This is a genomic window from Kocuria sp. ICS0012 (assembly GCF_001665945.1).
Lineage (GTDB): Bacteria > Actinomycetota > Actinomycetes > Actinomycetales > Micrococcaceae > Kocuria > Kocuria marina.
On record NZ_LZMM01000040.1, the window covers coordinates 47,849 to 67,763 of the forward strand.

Annotated in this window: 17 protein-coding genes and 1 pseudogene; 10 read left to right on the forward strand and 8 right to left on the reverse strand. The window is 63.9% G+C overall.

Annotated features, from left to right (window positions below; genetic code table 11):
- On the forward strand, positions 1-765 hold the full coding sequence (locus A5728_RS06420) for an IS6-like element IS6100 family transposase (protein ID WP_001389365.1): 765 nt from the start codon (positions 1-3) through the stop codon (positions 763-765).
- A 54-nt stretch (positions 766-819) separates the two neighbouring features.
- Here the strand turns inward: A5728_RS06420 and intI1 are convergent.
- Positions 820-1,575 (reverse strand): annotated as a pseudogene (gene intI1, locus A5728_RS06425) (class 1 integron integrase IntI1); the annotation flags it as partial.
- A gap of 101 nt (positions 1,576-1,676) precedes the next feature.
- On the opposite strand from intI1, the gene sul1 reads away from it, so the two are divergent.
- Positions 1,677-2,528, forward strand: coding sequence for a sulfonamide-resistant dihydropteroate synthase Sul1 (gene sul1, locus A5728_RS06430; RefSeq protein WP_000946487.1), 852 nt, complete (start codon positions 1,677-1,679; stop codon positions 2,526-2,528).
- Here the strand turns inward: sul1 and A5728_RS06435 are convergent.
- Positions 2,525-3,526: an IS481 family transposase gene (locus tag A5728_RS06435; RefSeq protein WP_064846253.1), complete on the reverse strand. Its 1,002-nt coding sequence runs from the start codon at positions 3,524-3,526 to the stop codon at positions 2,525-2,527. The genes sul1 and A5728_RS06435 overlap by 4 nt on opposite strands.
- On the reverse strand, positions 3,523-4,704 hold the full coding sequence (locus tag A5728_RS06440; protein ID WP_064846254.1) for a Cmx/CmrA family chloramphenicol efflux MFS transporter: 1,182 nt from the start codon (positions 4,702-4,704) through the stop codon (positions 3,523-3,525). Before A5728_RS06440 ends, A5728_RS06435 begins: the two co-directional genes overlap by 4 nt.
- Positions 4,705-5,085: 381 nt before the next feature.
- On the opposite strand from A5728_RS06440, the gene A5728_RS06445 reads away from it, so the two are divergent.
- The 5 genes from A5728_RS06445 to A5728_RS06465 all read left to right on the forward strand — a co-directional run bounded on the left by A5728_RS06445 (position 5,086) and on the right by A5728_RS06465 (position 9,624).
- Positions 5,086-5,586, forward strand: coding sequence for a GNAT family N-acetyltransferase (locus A5728_RS06445; RefSeq protein ID WP_000376623.1), 501 nt, complete (start codon positions 5,086-5,088; stop codon positions 5,584-5,586).
- A gap of 168 nt (positions 5,587-5,754) precedes the next feature.
- Positions 5,755-6,519, forward strand: coding sequence for an IS6-like element IS6100 family transposase (locus A5728_RS06450; RefSeq protein WP_001389365.1), 765 nt, complete (start codon positions 5,755-5,757; stop codon positions 6,517-6,519).
- 146 nt (positions 6,520-6,665) lie between these two features.
- Positions 6,666-7,772 carry a site-specific integrase gene (locus A5728_RS06455; RefSeq protein WP_064846256.1) on the forward strand — a complete coding sequence of 369 codons (1,107 nt, stop codon included), beginning with the start codon at positions 6,666-6,668 and terminating at the stop codon, positions 7,770-7,772.
- Complete coding sequence (locus tag A5728_RS06460; RefSeq protein ID WP_064846257.1) at positions 7,769-8,101, forward strand: helix-turn-helix transcriptional regulator; 333 nt, start codon at positions 7,769-7,771, stop codon at positions 8,099-8,101. The genes A5728_RS06455 and A5728_RS06460 overlap by 4 nt, the downstream gene beginning before the upstream one ends.
- Positions 8,102-8,103: 2 nt before the next feature.
- A complete protein-coding gene (locus tag A5728_RS06465) occupies positions 8,104-9,624 on the forward strand; it encodes a recombinase XerD (RefSeq protein WP_182818766.1) in 1,521 nt (506 codons plus the stop codon).
- Between the two features lie 521 nt (positions 9,625-10,145).
- Here the strand turns inward: A5728_RS06465 and A5728_RS06470 are convergent.
- Both A5728_RS06470 and mobF read right to left on the reverse strand, forming a co-directional pair.
- Complete coding sequence (locus A5728_RS06470; RefSeq protein ID WP_082943289.1) at positions 10,146-11,093, reverse strand: abortive infection family protein; 948 nt, start codon at positions 11,091-11,093, stop codon at positions 10,146-10,148.
- Between the two features lie 25 nt (positions 11,094-11,118).
- Positions 11,119-14,613, reverse strand: a complete 3,495-nt coding sequence (gene mobF / locus A5728_RS06475; protein ID WP_231291472.1) for a MobF family relaxase — start codon at positions 14,611-14,613, stop codon at positions 11,119-11,121.
- On the opposite strand from mobF, the gene A5728_RS14470 reads away from it, so the two are divergent.
- Positions 14,612-14,956: a hypothetical protein gene (locus A5728_RS14470; RefSeq protein WP_064846259.1), complete on the forward strand. Its 345-nt coding sequence runs from the start codon at positions 14,612-14,614 to the stop codon at positions 14,954-14,956. The genes mobF and A5728_RS14470 overlap by 2 nt on opposite strands.
- A gap of 320 nt (positions 14,957-15,276) precedes the next feature.
- Here A5728_RS14470 and A5728_RS13540 read toward each other — a convergent pair whose 3' ends face one another.
- Positions 15,277-15,846 carry a TetR/AcrR family transcriptional regulator C-terminal domain-containing protein gene (locus A5728_RS13540; protein ID WP_010154754.1) on the reverse strand — a complete coding sequence of 190 codons (570 nt, stop codon included), beginning with the start codon at positions 15,844-15,846 and terminating at the stop codon, positions 15,277-15,279.
- A gap of 38 nt (positions 15,847-15,884) precedes the next feature.
- On the opposite strand from A5728_RS13540, the gene tet(33) reads away from it, so the two are divergent.
- Complete coding sequence (gene tet(33), locus A5728_RS06485) at positions 15,885-17,108, forward strand: tetracycline efflux MFS transporter Tet(33) (protein WP_074690335.1); 1,224 nt, start codon at positions 15,885-15,887, stop codon at positions 17,106-17,108.
- 363 nt (positions 17,109-17,471) lie between these two features.
- Positions 17,472-17,642, forward strand: a complete 171-nt coding sequence (locus A5728_RS14080) for a hypothetical protein (RefSeq protein WP_155818981.1) — start codon at positions 17,472-17,474, stop codon at positions 17,640-17,642.
- A gap of 352 nt (positions 17,643-17,994) precedes the next feature.
- On the opposite strand, the gene A5728_RS06490 is transcribed toward A5728_RS14080, so the two are convergent.
- Together A5728_RS06490 and A5728_RS14770 are read right to left on the reverse strand one after the other, a co-directional pair.
- Positions 17,995-18,672, reverse strand: coding sequence for a response regulator transcription factor (locus A5728_RS06490; RefSeq protein ID WP_010154757.1), 678 nt, complete (start codon positions 18,670-18,672; stop codon positions 17,995-17,997).
- A complete protein-coding gene (locus A5728_RS14770) occupies positions 18,669-19,109 on the reverse strand; it encodes a hypothetical protein (protein ID WP_064846260.1) in 441 nt (146 codons plus the stop codon). The genes A5728_RS06490 and A5728_RS14770 overlap by 4 nt, the downstream gene beginning before the upstream one ends.
- Positions 19,110-19,915 lie beyond the last annotated feature (806 nt).

Consider the following 19,915-nt stretch of genomic DNA (forward strand, 5'->3'; position numbering starts at 1 on the left):
ATGACGGATTTCAAGTGGCGCCATTTCCAGGGTGATGTGATCCTGTGGGCGGTGCGCTGGTATTGTCGCTATCCGATCAGCTATCGCGACCTTGAGGAAATGCTGGCGGAACGCGGCATTTCGGTCGACCATACGACGATCTATCGCTGGGTCCAGTGCTACGCCCCGGAGATGGAGAAGCGGCTGCGCTGGTTCTGGCGGCGTGGCTTTGATCCGAGCTGGCGCCTGGATGAAACCTACGTCAAGGTGCGGGGCAAGTGGACCTACCTGTACCGGGCAGTCGACAAGCGGGGCGACACGATCGATTTCTACCTGTCGCCGACCCGCAGCGCCAAGGCAGCGAAGCGGTTCCTGGGCAAGGCCCTGCGAGGCCTGAAGCACTGGGAAAAGCCTGCCACGCTCAATACCGACAAAGCGCCGAGCTATGGTGCAGCGATCACCGAATTGAAGCGCGAAGGAAAGCTGGACCGGGAGACGGCCCACCGGCAGGTGAAGTATCTCAATAACGTGATCGAGGCCGATCACGGAAAGCTCAAGATACTGATCAAGCCGGTGCGCGGTTTCAAATCGATCCCCACGGCCTATGCCACGATCAAGGGATTCGAAGTCATGCGAGCCCTGCGCAAAGGACAGGCTCGCCCCTGGTGCCTGCAGCCCGGCATCAGGGGCGAGGTGCGCCTTGTGGAGAGAGCTTTTGGCATTGGGCCCTCGGCGCTGACGGAGGCCATGGGCATGCTCAACCACCATTTCGCAGCAGCCGCCTGATCGGCGCAGAGCGACAGCCTACCTCTGACTGCCGCCAATCTTTGCAACAGAGCCCATGTGATGGCGACGCACGACACCGCTCCGTGGATCGGTCGAATGCGTGTGCTGCGCAAAAACCCAGAACCACGGCCAGGAATGCCCGGCGCGCGGATACTTCCGCTCAAGGGCGTCGGGAAGCGCAACGCCGCTGCGGCCCTCGGCCTGGTCCTTCAGCCACCATGCCCGTGCACGCGACAGCTGCTCGCGCAGGCTGGGTGCCAAGCTCTCGGGTAACATCAAGGCCCGATCCTTGGAGCCCTTGCCCTCCCGCACGATGATCGTGCCGTGATCGAAATCCAGATCCTTGACCCGCAGTTGCAAACCCTCACTGATCCGCATGCCCGTTCCATACAGAAGCTGGGCGAACAAACGATGCTCGCCTTCCAGAAAACCGAGGATGCGAACCACTTCATCCGGGGTCAGCACCACCGGCAAGCGCCGCGACGGCCGAGGTCTTCCGATCTCCTGAAGCCAGGGCAGATCCGTGCACAGCACCTTGCCGTAGAAGAACAGCAAGGCCGCCAATGCCTGACGATGCGTGGAGACCGAAACCTTGCGCTCGTTCGCCAGCCAGGACAGAAATGCCTCGACTTCGCTGCTGCCCAAGGTTGCCGGGTGACGCACACCGTGGAAACGGATGAAGGCACGAACCCAGTGGACATAAGCCTGTTCGGTTCGTAAGCTATAATGCAAGTAGCGTATGCGCTCACGCAACTGGTCCAGAACCTTGACCGAACGCAGCGGTGGTAACGGCGCAGTGGCGGTTTTCATGGCTTGTTATGACTGTTTTTTTGTACAGTCTATGCCTCGGGCATCCAAGCAGCAAGCGCGTTACGCCGTGGGTCGATGTTTGATGTTATGGAGCAGCAACGATGTTACGCAGCAGGGTGACGGTGTTCGGCATTCTGAATCTCACCGAGGACTCCTTCTTCGATGAGAGCCGGCGGCTAGACCCCGCCGGCGCTGTCACCGCGGCGATCGAAATGCTGCGAGTCGGATCAGACGTCGTGGATGTCGGACCGGCCGCCAGCCATCCGGACGCGAGGCCTGTATCGCCGGCCGATGAGATCAGACGTATTGCGCCGCTCTTAGACGCCCTGTCCGATCAGATGCACCGTGTTTCAATCGACAGCTTCCAACCGGAAACCCAGCGCTATGCGCTCAAGCGCGGCGTGGGCTACCTGAACGATATCCAAGGATTTCCTGACCCTGCGCTCTATCCCGATATTGCTGAGGCGGACTGCAGGCTGGTGGTTATGCACTCAGCGCAGCGGGATGGCATCGCCACCCGCACCGGTCACCTTCGACCCGAAGACGCGCTCGACGAGATTGTGCGGTTCTTCGAGGCGCGGGTTTCCGCCTTGCGACGGAGCGGGGTCGCTGCCGACCGGCTCATCCTCGATCCGGGGATGGGATTTTTCTTGAGCCCCGCACCGGAAACATCGCTGCACGTGCTGTCGAACCTTCAAAAGCTGAAGTCGGCGTTGGGGCTTCCGCTATTGGTCTCGGTGTCGCGGAAATCCTTCTTGGGCGCCACCGTTGGCCTTCCTGTAAAGGATCTGGGTCCAGCGAGCCTTGCGGCGGAACTTCACGCGATCGGCAATGGCGCTGACTACGTCCGCACCCACGCGCCTGGAGATCTGCGAAGCGCAATCACCTTCTCGGAAACCCTCGCGAAATTTCGCAGTCGCGACGCCAGAGACCGAGGGTTAGATCATGCCTAGCTGTATGAGGCCAGCACGTTGTTGACGAGTGTCGGCGTCGCCACTGCGGGTGGTTGTCCGTCGTGTGCGCCGTGCGGTCGGTGGTAGTTGTAGTGCCGGTTCCAGACTTCGAGTGCCGCGGCGCGTTCCTGTTCTGAGCGCCAGGTGCGTGCGTAGAGGAACTCTTCGGCGAGGATGCGGTTGTAGCGCTCGACTTTGCCGTTATGCTTCGGCGTGTAGGGCGTGATGCGTTGGTGCCGGCTCTCGCCCATCGCCGCGGCAAATGCGTATGCTCGGTAGCAGGAGCCGTTGTCGGTCACGATGCGCTCAATCTGTGTGATGCCATGCGCGGCGAACCATGCTCTCGCGCGTTCGAGGAACTCAACTGCGGTCGCCGCTTTCTCGTCAGGCAACGCTTCCGTATAGGCGAGCCGGGAGTATCCGTCGATCGCGGAGTGGAGAGACACGTAGCCCGTTTTCCCGCCTCGCTTCTTCGTCCGCGCCACCTTCTTTGCTTCGATGCTGCCCTTGCCATGCACGCGCCAGCCGCCGCCGTCCGGAATGCGCCCGGTCTTCTTGACGTCGACGTGCACCATGTGGCCGGGGCGCTCAGCCACTATCTTCCGTGGTTCCCGGTTCGTTGCGCCGGTCGGGTCGATCATCATCCGGCGATTCAGCCCGAGGTGTGCGAGTAGGCGCGTGACCGTACGGCGGCTGATACTCCTACCACCCTGTTCCAACTCGAAAGCGATTCGCGAAGCAGACCATTTGTGGTGACGTCGCATGGTTTCGATCATCACCACGACATCGGTCCGCGTTGCCGTTGGCTGGCGGTTTGGAGTAGAGGCTCGATCGTGCAAGCCAAGTTCACCGAATCGGCGATAGCGTCCGACCCATTTGGACGCGGTGGCTCGAGAGATGCCCATCTCGGCGGCGACATGCGCGAGGGGTCGAGTCCGGCAACGCTCGACGAGTCGGCGACGACCTTCGACCGTCAAAGGCGCGTTTGCGTGGGTCACTCGACCACTTCGCTCTCGGCGGGTGCGATCAGCCGAAGAAGGGGAACGGCGAGTAGCAATGCCGCTGCGGTCGCGATGACGGCCACCCAAACGGGTCCGAGCGCGCCGGGCATCACGCTGAGTGCGGCAGCGGCAAGCACGGGACCGACTGCTGCGCCCACGTTGAGTGCCGCGGTCGCGTACGAGCCCGACATGGTGGGCGCACCCGCCGCCGCATAGAGCACTCGCGTAATTAGCGTGCTCCCGACAGCGAACCCCAACGCACCCTGAGCGAAAACGAGCCCGAGCAGGGCAACGGGGTTCGTCGCGAAGAGGGCAAACGCGACCCACCCGAGCACAAGAACGCTTCCACCGCCCACGATGACGATTCGAGGTCGGGAATCCGAGAGCCGTCCCGCAACAGTGACACCGATGAAGGAACCGACGCCGAAGAGCACAAGCGCCACCGACACCCACCACTGGCTCAGGCCGGCGGTATCCGTAACGATCGGCGCAAGGAAGGTCAGCGTCGCGAAGGTGCCGGCATTCACCAGGGCAGCCAGCATCATCGTCAGAACGAGCCGCGGAGAGGCAAGCTGCGCCAGCTCCACCCGCAGCGAGGTCGAGGACGACTTTTCCCTTGCCGAGCCGTGAGCTTGATTGGTGAAGCCCGTGGCGATGCCGATCGCAGCGGGGACGCAGAGTAGAGCGATCGCCCAGAACGTCGACTGCCAACCGAGTGCCGCACCAAGTAGAGCACCCGCTGGGACGCCGGCGACGGTTGCGACGGTGGTACCCGCCATCAGAATCGCCACGGCCCGACCTTTGGCGTCGGGTTCCACGAGTTTCGTCGCCGCACCCAGCGCGACTGCCAAGAAGCCTGCATTGACAATCGCGGCGATCACGCGCGTGATGAACAGAACAGTAAAATCCGGCGTGAGTGCCCCGACGACATGTGCCGCCGCGAATACAATCACGCAACCCAAGAGTGTCGCTTTCACGGGGAGGCGACGAGTGAGCGCGGCCATCGCAGGTGCGCCGATCACCATCCCCACGGCGAACGCCGATGTCAGGAGACCAGCAGTCCCCGTGGAAACGCCGAAGTATGTGGCGATATCGGGCACGAGGCCGGCGAGCATGAACTCGGAAGTACCCATGGCGAATACCACCAGGGCAAGAAGATAGAGAGCGAAAGGCATTGAGATAGCTCCGAAGCGAGAGTACGAACAAGAGAACGTCTCGTCACCACGGTCAGCACCCAAAGGACACCCGAATGTCGTGCTGCGCGCAGCACTGAGCAGCGGAGAGCTAGGGGCTCAGCGGAGGTGAGGGGCTGACGGCGTGACCGAAAGCCCCTGAGTGTCCGATTCAGGGCTCGACATACGGCTCATTGTACACATCTGCGTCGCCACCCCCAAGACACGTCAACAACCTCATGGCCAGCAACACCTAGCATTCACCTTCCGGCCGCCCGCTAGCGGACCCTGGTCAGGTTCCGCGAAGGTGGGCGCAGACATGCTGGGCTCGTCAGGATCAAACTGCACTATGAGGCGGCGGTTCATACCGCGCCAGGGGAGCGAATGGACAGCGAGGAGCCTCCGAACGTTCGGGTCGCCTGCTCGGGTGATATCGACGAGGTTGTGCGGCTGATGCACGACGCTGCGGCGTGGATGTCCGCCAAGGGAACGCCCGCCTGGGACGTCGCGCGGATCGACCGGACATTCGCGGAGACCTTCGTCCTGAGATCCGAGCTCCTAGTCGCGAGTTGCAGCGACGGCATCGTCGGCTGTTGCACCTTGTCGGCCGAGGATCCCGAGTTCTGGCCCGACGCCCTCAAGGGGGAGGCCGCATATCTGCACAAGCTCGCGGTGCGACGGACACATGCGGGCCGGGGTGTCAGCTCCGCGCTGATCGAGGCTTGCCGCCATGCCGCGCGAACGCAGGGGTGCGCCAAGCTGCGGCTCGACTGCCACCCGAACCTGCGTGGCCTATACGAGCGGCTCGGATTCACCCACGTCGACACTTTCAATCCCGGCTGGGATCCAACCTTCATCGCAGAACGCCTAGAACTCGAAATCTAACGTCCGTTCGGGCATCGAGGTCCATGTCGGGGTGGGACGGGCCCGTGGCTTCAAGATCACTTGCAGTCCGACCGCGATGTCTTGGTTGCGCGAGAGGTTGTCGATATGGCTCTGTTGCAAAAATCGTGAAGCTTGAGCATGCTTGGCGGAGATTGGACGGACGGAACGATGACGGATTTCAAGTGGCGCCATTTCCAGGGTGATGTGATCCTGTGGGCGGTGCGCTGGTATTGTCGCTATCCGATCAGCTATCGCGACCTTGAGGAAATGCTGGCGGAACGCGGCATTTCGGTCGACCATACGACGATCTATCGCTGGGTCCAGTGCTACGCCCCGGAGATGGAGAAGCGGCTGCGCTGGTTCTGGCGGCGTGGCTTTGATCCGAGCTGGCGCCTGGATGAAACCTACGTCAAGGTGCGGGGCAAGTGGACCTACCTGTACCGGGCAGTCGACAAGCGGGGCGACACGATCGATTTCTACCTGTCGCCGACCCGCAGCGCCAAGGCAGCGAAGCGGTTCCTGGGCAAGGCCCTGCGAGGCCTGAAGCACTGGGAAAAGCCTGCCACGCTCAATACCGACAAAGCGCCGAGCTATGGTGCAGCGATCACCGAATTGAAGCGCGAAGGAAAGCTGGACCGGGAGACGGCCCACCGGCAGGTGAAGTATCTCAATAACGTGATCGAGGCCGATCACGGAAAGCTCAAGATACTGATCAAGCCGGTGCGCGGTTTCAAATCGATCCCCACGGCCTATGCCACGATCAAGGGATTCGAAGTCATGCGAGCCCTGCGCAAAGGACAGGCTCGCCCCTGGTGCCTGCAGCCCGGCATCAGGGGCGAGGTGCGCCTTGTGGAGAGAGCTTTTGGCATTGGGCCCTCGGCGCTGACGGAGGCCATGGGCATGCTCAACCACCATTTCGCAGCAGCCGCCTGATCGGCGCAGAGCGACAGCCTACCTCTGACTGCCGCCAATCTTTGCAACAGAGCCCGCAGACACGCCGTTGACCAGCACGTATACCCTTGGCGTCTCATCGGATGCATCATTGACTCATTGGATGCAACCGCGGAACGAGGTGTCGGATGCACGTCGACGGTGTGGGTCGGGTCTCGGTGGTGCCCTCGCTGCCGGTCCTTCGGCCCGAGGAGCAGGTGCTCCAGCTCATGCTGGACGGCTGGCGCAACCAGCAGCTCTCCAGGAACCTGCAGTTCGCGACGATCGAGCAGCGGCTGCGCTGTGTGCGCCGGTTCGTTGAGCACATGAACGAGGATCCGTGGAACTGGACGCCGGCGATGGTCGAGGAGTTCTCGGCCGACCTGCGCACCGTCCGACACGTCTCTCGCTCCACGCTGCGCAGCTACCACTCTGCGCTTCGGGCGTTCACGAGCTACGTCAGCAACCCCGACTACGGATGGGACCGGGTCTGCGAGCAGTACTTCGGCACCCACCCGGCGCAGGTCTTCTTCGACTGGAACTCCGCACCGCACGTCCAGGAGTACGACGGCGGACCCACGAAGCGTCCCTACACGCGGTCCGAGCTCGATCGACTCTTCGTCTACGCCGACGATGAGGTCGAACGCATGGGGCGGTCGGGACGCAAGGGCTGGCAGGCGGCCTATCGCGATGCGGTCATGATGAAGATCGCCTACGCCTACGGCCTCCGCTTCAACGAGTTGCGACACCTGCAGCTCGTCGACTTCGCCCGCAACCCGCATGCGCGCGAGTTCGGCCGGTTCGGCGTCTGCAAGGTCCGCTACGGCAAGTCAAAGCGCTCCTCGCCCTACAAACCCCGCAGCGTGCTCACCGTCTGGCGATGGACGCCTCCGATCCTCGAGGACTGGCTCGCCAACGGTCGCGGTGAGCCCGACACACTCGACCTGTTCCCCAGCGAACGCGGCGGCCTGGTCGGAGAACCGGCGCTGCTGCGCCGGCTACGCCGCTACTGCGACGAGCTCGGACTTTCGGACGGGCTCGATCTGCACTCGTTCCGACGCTCCTACGCTACGCATCTGTTGGAGGCTGGCTGGGACCCACGGTTCGTCCAGGACCAGATGGGGCACGAGTACGCCTCGACGACCGGCATCTACCAGTTCGTCGGCGACGAGTTCCGGCGCAGCACGCTCCGCAGCGCTCTCGACAGGACCGTCAACGAGGCCCTGGCCCGCACCACGAAGGATGGAACACCATGAAACGCAAGGTCGACTACCAGTGGCGCCTGGCCGAGCTGATGGCGGCCAGAGGTCTGCACAACACGACCGATCTCATCCCGCTGCTCGGCGAACGGGACATCACGCTCTCCCGACCGCAGGTCTACCGCCTCGTCAATCAGCGGCCGGAGCGCGTCTCGCTCCAAGTTATCGCCGCACTCTGCGACATCTTCGAGTGCACACCAGCCGATCTGGTCACGACAACCGCCGCGGACGTCCGGCGCCGGAAGACCGCGACCGAGCCCGGCTCCAACGTCGTCAGCCTCGACCGATCAGTTCGACCCCGGCGCGCGAACATTCTCGACGAGTAGGGATGGCTGCCGTGGCGAGTCGAGGACCAGCAGGCCTGTCCCCCCGCTCCACCATCCAGGGTCGTCCACGCATCACCTCGACGACCGGGAACCCGTGCGCACGCTGCGGCCGCAAGATCCCGCGGGTCGCCGTCACATGGCCGGAGGGCCGGCTCTGCAACATCTGCTACTACAACGCCGTCCACACCCGAGGCGTCTGCCCGGAGTGCCTCCAAGACCGCCTGCTACCAGGACCCGCAAGCGCCGGCGGCGGTCCGATCTGCGCGACCTGCGCGGAGATCCCCCACGACTTCCATTGCGACAGCTGCGACACCGAAGCCGGGCATCACCGAGGGCGGCTCTGCGCCCGATGTGCGCTTCGCGCCGACCTCCACCAGGTCCTCGGCGGCGAGCCGGAACACCCCGCTCTGCGCGGTCTGGTCGACGCGCTATGCGCATCCGAGCGACCCGAGTCGATCCTCGTCTGGAAGCGATCCCCCAAGGTCCAGACGCTCCTGCGTGGCCTTGGCGACGGCACGATCCCGATCTCCCACGAAGGCCTCGACGCCGTTCCCGGCAAGCCGACCGAACACATCCGAGCACTCCTGCAACATCACGGCCTACTCCCCTACCGCGATGCCTACCTGCACCGATTCGAGGAGTGGATCGCCGTCAAGTTAGAAGGGCTCCCCGCCGAGGTCCGTCAGCCCGTCCAGCACTTCGCGACCTGGCACCACCTACGCAACATCCGCGCCAAATCCGAAGCAGGCGCCAACACGCGCGGCCCGGTGCACTCAGCGAAGCAAGAGATCACCGAGACAGTCAAGTTCCTGACCTGGCTGCACCAGACACACCACCGCACCGCCGCGACCTGCACCCAGCAAGACGCCGACGAGTGGCTGGCAGGCGGACCGACCACTCGCACCATGATCAGGAACTTCTTCCAGCTCGCCAAGAAGTCCCGCTTGAACACCGGTGTCACGGTCGCGCATCGCACTCCCCGATCGAGCCCGTCCCTGAGCCAGGAGCAGAGACTTGCCTGGATCCGCGAATTGCTCACCGGGACCAGCGAGTCACTCCCCTACCGCGTCGCCGGCATGCTCCTGCTCCTCTACGCGCAACCACTGGTCAAAGTCGTCACTCTGACGACCGAGGCCATCGCCGAGAGCCCTCACGGCATGAGAATCCAGCTCGGCCGCCATCCAGTGGACGTGCCTGAGCCGTTCGCCAACATGATCCGCCAGCACCGCGATGCTCGGCCCAACCTCCGGACAGCGGCAGGGACGGACAGCCCCTGGATGTTCCCAAGCATCCTCGCCGGACGACACCTCCACCCCAACACCGTGATGGACAGACTGCGAGCCCTCGGCGTGAACCTCCTCGGCGCCCGCAACAGCGCCCTCGGCGAGCTCGTCCTCCAATGCCCACCGTCGCTAGTCGCCGACGCACTCGGCTACAGCCACCACGTCGCCTTCCTCCACGCCGAAAAGTCCGCAGAACCGTGGGCCCGATATGCGGCCCGCCACGCGGGCGACCAGCGATAGCCGGCGACCACCACGATCTGCCCAGCCATGCTCGCGTTCAGTTACACCAGGATGGTCTGGCCGTCGGCCTGCTGGATGTCCAGCAACAGATGCCCGCGCCCGCGGCTCGTCCTCACCACGGAACCGAACCCAGGGCACGACATGCGCCCGGGCATGCCGCCGCGGTCAGCGCGCTCCGGTGGCACGAAGTGGTGGCCACCGGAGCGCACTGGGTCAGTGTCTGCTGTCCTCGATAGGTGTCAGCATGACAAGTACGGCTGCGGCGGCGCAGGAAGATGCGGGTGCGGACGCTGGCGTTCCACAGACGCTGCATGAGATTCATGATGGCCTCACTTTTCACACGGGAGCACTTCGATGTGGCTGGTCCTGTGTGGTGAGTGCCCCGAGGCTTCTTGGGGCGGTCTGCTCCGCCCGACGTCAGGCTTCGCGCGTGGTCTGTCCTGCCATTTCGCAGTCTACGCTGCTCGGTTGGAGTGCGGAAGAGCGGTGGAGTTCCGCTTGCGGATTGGAGTGGAGAAGCGTCAGAAGGAGGAGCCCAGCGCAGCCTTTTGCTCATGGGAGGTTTCGTGCCAGGTGTCGGCGATGAACTGCGCGACTGCAACAGTCGAGTTGAACACGAGGCGTGCATGTCGTGGAGTCGCGGGGCTCTCGTTGACGGAGCCATGCCCGTCGCCGATTGAGTTGCGTGCCTCCGCGACGGACTGCACGAGAGTGGAGAGGGCGCGCATCGCTTTGCGGAGGGCGTCGCTGCCGCGCTTGCTGCCGTCTACCGCGTCGGCATTGATCGCGAGTGCCGATGCGGTGCTTGCGAAAAGAGCCGGGAGCTCGTCTCGTTCGGAGAACTCGATATCCAGATCCGTGAGCACGATCTTGCACTGGCTCTCGAGGAGGTTCTTGCAGGAGGAGATCGCCGCAGCGGGATCTGAGCTGAGGTCGCGGTTGATTAGATCGAGGTGACGGCGCAGCACAGAGTTCTCGGTGAGGTCGGGCGTCTTGGCGAGCGTTAGCTCGGTTGGGGCGTAATACGCGGAAATCTGACGCCAGCCATAGATGATGCGATCTCCGAAACGGTCTGTCTCGATGAGCTCATACCCATCTCGGCGGAGGGTGTCATTGTAGGCAGCGACCATCGCGGCAGTGGCGTCTGGATCGTCGCGGACAATGGGATGGACTGTCTCGGCTAAGAAGTTGAGGAACGTCTCGTCGCTGCCGTTACGAAGCTGGAAACGGTCGTCGTTGAAGACCCAGTCATCCTCCCAGTCCCAGTTGTTCACCATGTGCTGGTAGATGTCGCCGCTGGCAGTGCGGTACCTGTGGTCTCTGCTCGGCAGCTCCTCCAAGTCGTAGAGCCGGGCGAGGAACTGCGGATGCTGCAGCCGCCCCGACCAGTCGTACTCGGAAAGCGAGAGCCAATCGAACACGTTTGAGCGCGTCTGGCGAGAGATCCGCGCGCGGTTCGTTGGCGTCATGCACTAAGAATATCGGCCGCATACATCAGGAAATCGACCGCCTCTGACTCCGTCTGGACCGCACTTCCTCCGGGGAGTGCTCGGTCTGCTGAAGGCTCACGAGCACGCCCTGGGCGCGTTCGTAGTCGACGCGCTGAGCATCGTCGCCGGGCACCGCTCCGAGTGGGCTGCTCGAGGTGACGCCCCACCGGTCGCGGTACGCAATGACCGCCCGTGCCGCAGCCTCACCCTCTGCGGGAGCGGTCTCGTCGAGTCCCGTCAACCAGGGCTCTGGCTGCTTGAGGAGCTTCTCGACCAGGGCATCGATGCGCTGCTCCATGAGCTGCTCCCGCTCGTCGAGGGCTTGCCTCATCGCGGGATCGGTGATCCCGGTCGCGCGCGGGACCAGGCCGGCGATCATCCTGGCGGTCCGCTGCGGAGCAGGCTGGTAGGCCGCCGTGATGCGCTGGAGCCTGTAACGCAGCAGCGACCCGAGATCCTGCACCTCGTCCAGTCCTCCAACCTGGATGATGCGCGGGAGAAGACTGTCGATGTCGTGCCCGTCGGCTTCGAGCCTGCGCAGCTCGGTGGTGAGGATCCCGAAGGCGTCTGTCTCGACGAGCTCGTCGATCGTCTCCGCCGTGAGGCCTCCGGCGTGCAGGAGGGCGATCCAGCGTTCCTGTCCGGCGACTTGTGCGATGGTGTCGTACTCGGCCGCGAGTTGCTCGAGTGAGCCCCAGAAGTCCTGCTCCACGGTGATCGTGTCGTGTGCGGAGAGCTCTGCGCCAGGGTGCTGCAGGATCCCGTAGAGGATGCTCCGGGCGGTGTTCTGCAGGTCCTCACGGTGCTGATGCTCCTCGAGGTGATGCTCGTCGGTGGCGACGTAGACGCGGTTGGATTCGCGGCCGCGGGTCATCGCGACGTAGAGGGATTCTCGGGTCACTTCCGGTGAGTGGACGACCGCGTGTGCGGTGTCGACGGTGGCCCCTTGGGCACGGTGCGCGGTGACGGCGTAGCCGAGGTCGACGTGCTCGGCGACGTAGCTCACGGGCAGCGTGATCGTGGTGCGCCGCTTCGATCCTGCCCGCCGCACGGTGAGGGATCCGTCGTCGTTCGCATGGGCGACGTGCCAGCGGTCGCCGTTTTTCACCCAGCTTCGCCCGAGCGAGAGGCGCCGATTGTTCTCGCGGGTGATGATGAGATCTCCGCGGGAAACTTCGTTGCCGTCATGGAGTTTGACGCCGTCCACAGCGACGTCGCCCTGGAGGATTCGGTCGGTGCGGGCGCGGGTGTTGAGCGCAGAGACCGTGTCGAGGGTTTCCGCGATCAGCACCGTGCTCTTTCCCGCTGCGAGGTCTGTGCGCCAGGCTTGGTAGGCGGCTTCGAGAATCTCGTCATATCCGCCCGGCGTGACGCGCTGGTGCGCAATGTAGGTATCGATGACGTCGGTGTCGCCGATCCGCAACTGCAGGGACGCCTGCTTCTCCCAGTCGTTTCGGAAGCGACGCACATCGACCAGTTCCGGGGCGTCGCCGCGGTCACGCACGAGCATCCCGAACGCGCCGCCCGCGTCCACCGCTGCGAGTTGCGCCCAATCGCCCACGAGCAGCACTTTCGCGCCGACCTGCTGGGCGTGACTGGTGATGGCATCGAGCGCGAACGTGCCACCCAAGGAGGCTTCGTCGATGATGACGAGCTGTCCGCGCGTGAGGTTCCATTTCCCGAGGCGATGCTCATGCAGCCACTTCGCCGTGTTCTCCGTCCCGATCTCCAGATCCCCGGCGAGGACGTCGGCGGCAGCGGCCGAGGGCGCGAGCCCGGTCACCGAGCCTGGCCCGTAGCGTCGCTCCCAGGCTCGGCGCAGGGCACGCATCGTTGTGGTCTTCCCAGTCCCTGCGGGGCCGACGAGTACGTCGAGGACGCGGCCGGAGACGCCGATCTTCGCGATCGCCTGCTCCTGGTCCACCGACAGGGTGTGCCCGTCGCGGTTCTTCGTTCTGGCAGCGTCCTCGATCCATGCCAGCGGTACGGTCGGCGCCGACCGATCATTCGACGCGCCAAGGAGTCGGTCTTCTGCCGCGAGCACCTGCTCGGAGGAGAACACCGTTCCGGCTTTGGGTCGGAACACGCTCGACCCGTCCGCGCGACGAAACAGCGAGGGGCTCTTCGCGAGCTCGGGCGGAGTGAGGCGCAGCGAGACCCGTTCTGCGGCATCGACGATCTGCTGGGTGATGACGTCCCGGTCGTTCGCGGACGCGAAGCGGAGAGCCATCGTCTGTCGCACGGCCTCCGCGTGGAGGTTCCACCGTTTCCACGTCGCTCGCCGGTCACCGACCTGCTGCACCACGACCTCGGCGACCTCCTCGAGATCCTCCAACGGGATATCGTCTGCCCGCAGCAACGGTTCGTGCTCACTACCGGCGAGCAGTGCCGACGCCCAGGTTGGCGCGTCCTCACCCAGCAACGCGGTCGCGCGTTCTCGCCACTGGGAGGTGAGATCGCTGAGAGAGTGCTGCTGCTTCGGGGGCCGAGTCTCGAGCGTGGCCTGCTGCCGGAACTGCCACACCAGCTTCGGGGACGGCTGCCTCCCGTGCTTCGAGACGTAGTCGTCGACCAGCCGGTCTTTGACCTGCTCGATATCGCGAGTACGGGAAGAGAACTCGTCCATCAGCTCCTGCGGCACGCCAACGATCTCCCACGCCGTGGAGCGCCCCGCACCGCGCTCACGGGCTTCCCACCCGACGCCGAGGATCTGAGTGAGATGGTCCGAGAGGACCGCGTTGTAATGCTCCGATAGGCCGGTGACGGCGGCGTGGATAGCGCGAGAATCGAGCGTGCGCCACTTCCCGTCATGAGCTGCTTGCACGCGGTTGGCGACGACAATGTGCGTGTGGAGTTGTGGATCCGCGGCCCGAGAATCGTAATGATCGTAGGCAGTCGCAATCACACCCCGCACGTCGACTTGCGCGACGGCGCCACGCGCCCCTTTCGCGCCGACCCTGGTCATCGCGACGTCGCGCTCGAGTAGGGCGATCATGTCTCGGATCGCTGCGTGGTGAGCTTGGGCAATGAGTGCTTGCGTGCCGCCGTCGGCAACTGCCCAGAGGGTCGAGACGGACTTCGGGACCGAGAACGTGAGATCGAACCCTGCGACCGGCGCATTCGTTGGCTTCTGTGCTTCCTCCGCCTCGATCAGCGCTTGCTGCGCGGTACGCTCACCTGCGGTAAGGGACTTCGGGAGCTGATCGAGGCGGCGCTGCGTCCGCTCGCCCGCGGTGGCAAACTTTCGGTACGGACGCCCCAGTTGCTCGCCGCTGTTCGGATCCTGCCCGTGCCCCATGAGGCGCCGTAACTGCTCCTCGCTCACCGAGGCACCGACGGCGATCTCTCCGGCGAGTCCTGGGAGGCCGGCCCCGAGCCAGATGCCGGGAGGCGTTCCTGCTTCAAGGTAGTACCTTGTCAGCGCTGACGACGCATCGCGATCCCCGTCGCCAGCGACAACTGCGTTCAGCAGGTACCGGTACCCGTCCCCAGCGGTCATGACCCTGATCGAGATCGTCACACTGGGCAGGTGCGCCGCAGATCTTGGGATCTACCCTCGGAAGGCGGAGAGCGCGATGTTTGCGTCAATGCAGGGAGATAGCGAAGAGCGCGCTTCAACGGAGATGCTCGAATGGGTCCACGACGGATTGGACTCCGTGGTCGCGGCAGACGTAGACGATTCACACGCCGTACCCGTCGGCGCCGCTCGGCTCGGGGTCGCATTCTGCGCGGCAGACGTTACAGAGCCGGTGCTCGTTGCTCCCCCAGACCGTGACCTCGATATCGTCGGGGATCTCCATTCCGTCGAACTCCATATGCGGAGGTTAGCTGTCGCGGATTGAGTCGTGTCAAGATGCGGCACCGATGCTAAACCGCCGTTACCTATGGTCATCGCGCCGGTCACGCACTCGACGCTTAGTTCTTGAGGTACTCGAGGACGGCGATGACGCGCTTGTTTCCTGTGCGCTCGTTAAGGTCGAGCATGGTGAAGATGCTGCTGATGTGCCGTTCCGCGATCGCGACGCGACATGCATACGGTCCCTGATTTGCTCGTTAGTGAGCTCCGTAGCCATGAGCAAAACGTCAGTATCGCGGAGGAGCTGCTGCGGGAGCGGGAAAGGATTGACCTTACTGACGCAGAGACCCAAAGCGCGAGCATCCCTCATCGCTTTGATGCCAGCCCTTCAACCATTGCAACTAACCCGAACTCGAAATCTAGGTCTTGATCGACAGGCTCACATCCGTTGTCGAGCGCTGTTTGTTCTTCTAGTACGAAACCGACCGTATAGCGGCTGATAGCCATGAGAGCTCGGACCGCAGAGACCTCAGCGAATCCTTCGGACACGAGAAACTCGATCTGACTTTCGGGGGCATCCGAGCCCGCTGGCATCTGGTCACTCTTTTGACGGTGAAACTCTGCGTGCAGCCGTGCTCCATCCCGGACTGCCAGAAGCGCTGTCCGGAAGCTCCGCGCGTTGCGCAGGAGAAAGTCGTCCCAGCGCTCCCCTGACTCTGGGAGTGAGGCGTGGTGTTCGCGATCAAGCACATCAGCTGCGAGCGATCCGAGCAGGTGGCCCTTTGTCCGAAAGTGCCAGTAGAGCGCTGGCTGCTGCACCCGCAGATGCGCAGCCAGCGCCCGCGTGGTGAAACCGTCGATCCCCGTGTTATTGAGCACATGCCTCGCACCGCGCAAGACTGCTGCACGATCGAGTCGCGCTTGTTTCTGAGCCATGCTTGCACTTTATCATCGATAACTTTATCGTTGATAAGGTGTCATCTCTCACTTCCGCTCGTGGCTCGTTGGCCACGGTCCTCATCACGGCTAGCCTCGACGCCGCCGGCATGGGCCTGGTGATGCCGATTCTCCCCGCACTGCTACACGAGGCAGGGGTCACCGCTGATGCGGTTCCGCTGAACGTCGGAGTGCTGATCGCGCTCTACGCGGTAATGCAGTTCATCTTTGCCCCCGTACTGGGAACACTGTCGGACCGATTCGGCCGCCGCCGGGTGCTGCTTGTTTCCCTGGCCGGTGCGACCGTCGACTATCTCGTGCTCGCCACGACATCCGCTCTGTCGGTGTTCTATATCGCCCGTGCAGTGGCTGGGATAACCGGAGCGACCAATGCGGTCACCGCCACCGTGATCGCCGACATCACGCCACCCCACCAGCGCGCCAAGCGTTTCGGTTTACTCAGTGCCTGCTATGGCGGCGGAATGATCGCGGGGCCAGCCATGGGTGGACTGTTCGGTGCCATCTCGCCACATCTGCCGTTTTTGCTCGCTGCTCTTCTCTCAGCGAGCAATCTGGCACTCACCTTTATCTTGTTACGCGAGACCCGTCCTGATTCCCCTGCGCGCTCTGCGTCGCTCGCTCAGCATCGTGGTCGCCCCGGCCTCAGCGCGGTGCCTGGGATTACCTTCCTATTAGTCGCATTCGGCCTTGTTCAATTCATTGGGCAGGCTCCAGGTGCGACCTGGGTGCTGTTTACTGAACACCGCCTCGACTGGAGTCCCGTCGAAGTTGGAATCTCCCTGTCCGTCTTCGGGATCGTACAGGTTCTCGTGCAGGCCCTCCTTACTGGCCGCATCGTGGAGTGGATCGGTGAGGCAAAAACAGTCATCATCGGGTGTGTTACCGACGCCTTGGGTCTCGTAGGCCTGGCGATTGTCACTGACGCATTTTCCATGGCGCCTATCTTGGCGGCACTGGGGATCGGTGGCATCGGCCTCCCCGCTCTGCAAACCCTTCTCTCCCAGCGCGTCGATGAACAGCACCAAGGGCGCCTCCAGGGTGTGCTCGCCAGCATCAACAGCGTCACATCGATCTTCGGACCGGTCGCTTTCACAACGATCTTCGCGCTCACTTACATCAACGCCGACGGCTTCCTCTGGCTCTGCGCCGCAGCACTCTACGTGCCCTGCGTGATTCTCATCATGCGTGGTACAGCAGCGTCCCCGAAGTTCGGCTCATGGGCGAGCGGCGACTCGATGTGAGTTGTGAGACGTGAGCAGGAGCAACACGGCGGCGACACTGCTTCGCCATGGCCGACTAGCGAGACGGCGCCACCGGGAAACTCGGCATCATCTACCAAGGACAGGTCAGCTGGGAGCCTGATAGACCCATCGAAATGTGCGTGCCGATCGCGGAGAAAGGCCGGGCGCATCGGATCGAGCCATAGCACCATGAGTCTTCACGGAAGTGCGTTGACGGAGACTTCGTTGTGAACCGGGCCAAGGGAGAGCTGGAGGCCCTCTCCGAGTGGCTTGCCGATGACATGAGCTGGACGCTCATCGAGAAATCCACACACAGCGGCCCCAGTGCAGCCCGAGAGGTGCGCCCGCCGTTCTCCCGAGCGGGTGGAGGTCATTTCTGTCGTCACCCACGGACGACGCGCTTCCTGCGACGGCTACCTCGAGGCTGGAGGAATGCGCGTCCGTTTCAGCCATGCGTTCCGCTTCGTCAGCACCCCCAAGACCGCGATGATCGCAGAACTGCGACGCTACTGCATCGAGACGCAGGTTGACTGAGGCCTGTGCGGACAGCACGAACGACCCTTAAGCCCGTAATCTGGGAACCGCAGAAACTACCCGATCGAAACGCAACTACTTTGCCGGCCCTACGGGGTTGGCTCGCGGTCGTCGTCCTTGGCCGCGACCGTGCGCAGGAGGTGCTTGTAGCCATCCCTCGCGATCATCACGCGCATCGAAACCGTCACGACGCTACTGCCTTCGACGATCAGGGGAGCGGGGACTGATCGCGGACGCGCTGTCCACTTTGGTTAAAAGATTGCGCCGCTGTAGACGACCGCCATCTAGATGCCGACGATGACCATGCTCTCGAGTGCGCCACTACCCACCATTAGTGTGGTCAGGGTCGGCTTCAGGTGATGAGTCCATGTCGGTAGGCGGTGATGGCGGCGTGGACACGGTTGTCGATGCCGAGGGTGTTGAAGAGCTGGGAGACGTATTGCTTGACGGTGCCTTCGGACAGATGCATGGCCCTGCCGATCTGGGCGTTGGAGAGTCCGCGAGCGATGTGGGTGAGGAGCTCGATCTGGCGCTCGGTGAGCAGGGCAGTGAGTTCGTCTCGCGCGGTTCGGGTGCGGTGGCCCGCTCGTTGCTCGGCGGCGAGCCAGCGGGCGACTCGAGGGGAGAACGCGCCTCCGCCGTGCGCGAGGGCCCTGACGCCGGCAATGAGTTGCTGAGGTTCGTCGGACTTGAGGAGGAAACCGAGGGCGCCGGCGTTGATCGCATCGGCGATGAGATGGTCGTCGGAAAAGGTGGTGAGCATGGCGATCGGAAGCTCGGGCAGTCGGTGCCGGATCTCACGGAGAGCTCCGATGCCGTCGAGTCGTGGCATCTGGATATCCAGCAGTGCGACGTCAACGCGGTGTGTTGCCGCGGCGTCGACGGCCTCGTGGCCGTTGCTGGCGAGGGCGGTGATGTCAAGGTCAGTGGCGGAGGCGAGAATAGCGGCGACGCCGGTGCGGACGAGCTGGTCGTCATCCGCGATCAGGACACGGATCGGCGGGGTGTCGGTGCGATCCTCCGGGGTCATGGCGCGGGAACCGTTCCGATCCTGCTGACCTGGTCGGAGGCGAAGCAGACGACGTGGACGTCGACTCGTTCGAAGAAGCTGATTTCCGCCTCGTAATAGTGACAGGTCTCGTCGGGGCGAGGCGGGAACTCATCGCGTGGAGGATCGAGCATCTCCAGGGCGGCCACCGCGTCCTGTCCGGCGACTCGAGGGGCAATGGCAGTCTGTGTGGTCTCGGTGACGACCGTAGTGGTGCCGACTAACCCAGCGACCAGGTACAAGTGGACCATGGTCAGCGAGTCCAGTGCCAGGGCAGTGATCACCGTCGCCAGCAGCATTGCTCGGACCAGGCCAGAGCCAGCGAGCAGCCGCACCGTGGGCGAGCGGTCGACCAGGACCCCAATCGGGATCCCCAGCACGAGGAATGCCAGTGTTCCGATGGCGTTGAGCAAACCCATCTGCGCAGCACTGGCTCCAAGAACCAGTACCGCCAAGACATCAGTTACGAAGTCGACACCCCGACGCCCAGCGGCATCCAAGGCATTGGACAATAGCAATGGCCACCTGGGCCGTGGTAGCGAGGATCGCAGAGAAGAAGAGGAATCGGTAGAAGACATGAACTTCCCTCAGGAATGAGCGGGCGAGTGGGCAGAACAAAGGACCGCGCGACGTTCCAGCGCGGTCCTGTTACTCGCCACTTACAGGCTGGCCCGAGCCCTGAAGAACATGTCCCAACCTTCCTGGATGGATCGACCAGGAGCGTGGACAACCGTCCCCGCTCAGTGCTGAGTCTAGGCCAGCGCCAGCGCAGACCCTCAGTCGCATCCCCACATGCCGCCGAGCACGCGTCCTCGATTCCCTCCCCCGCGTCGCTCTGAAGGCCGGAACTGACTGCCCCAGCCCTTCGCGGGGGAACATGCCCGAGCCGGATGCGCAGTGGTGCCGGTGCCGCGCTGCGTTCTCCGACAGATGAAGCAGCACGGTCCCGCTGCGCGCCCCTGGCCGAGCAGATCGGCGCACGCGCCATGGTGCCCGCGATCGGCGTTGCTGCCAAGGCCGTGACCACGCTCGCGATGTCAGGCCCCTCGGCTGAACCACAGCCTGACTCAGCTCGTATACGCCCAACCTTGATACGCAGGGTTACCAGTACCCGCCGCCACCCAGGCGGCGGGGGGGGGGGGGGGGGGGGGGGGGGGGCCCCCCCCCCCCCCCCCCCCCCCCCCCCCCCCCCCCCCCCCCCCCCCCCCGCCCGCGCCCCCCGCCC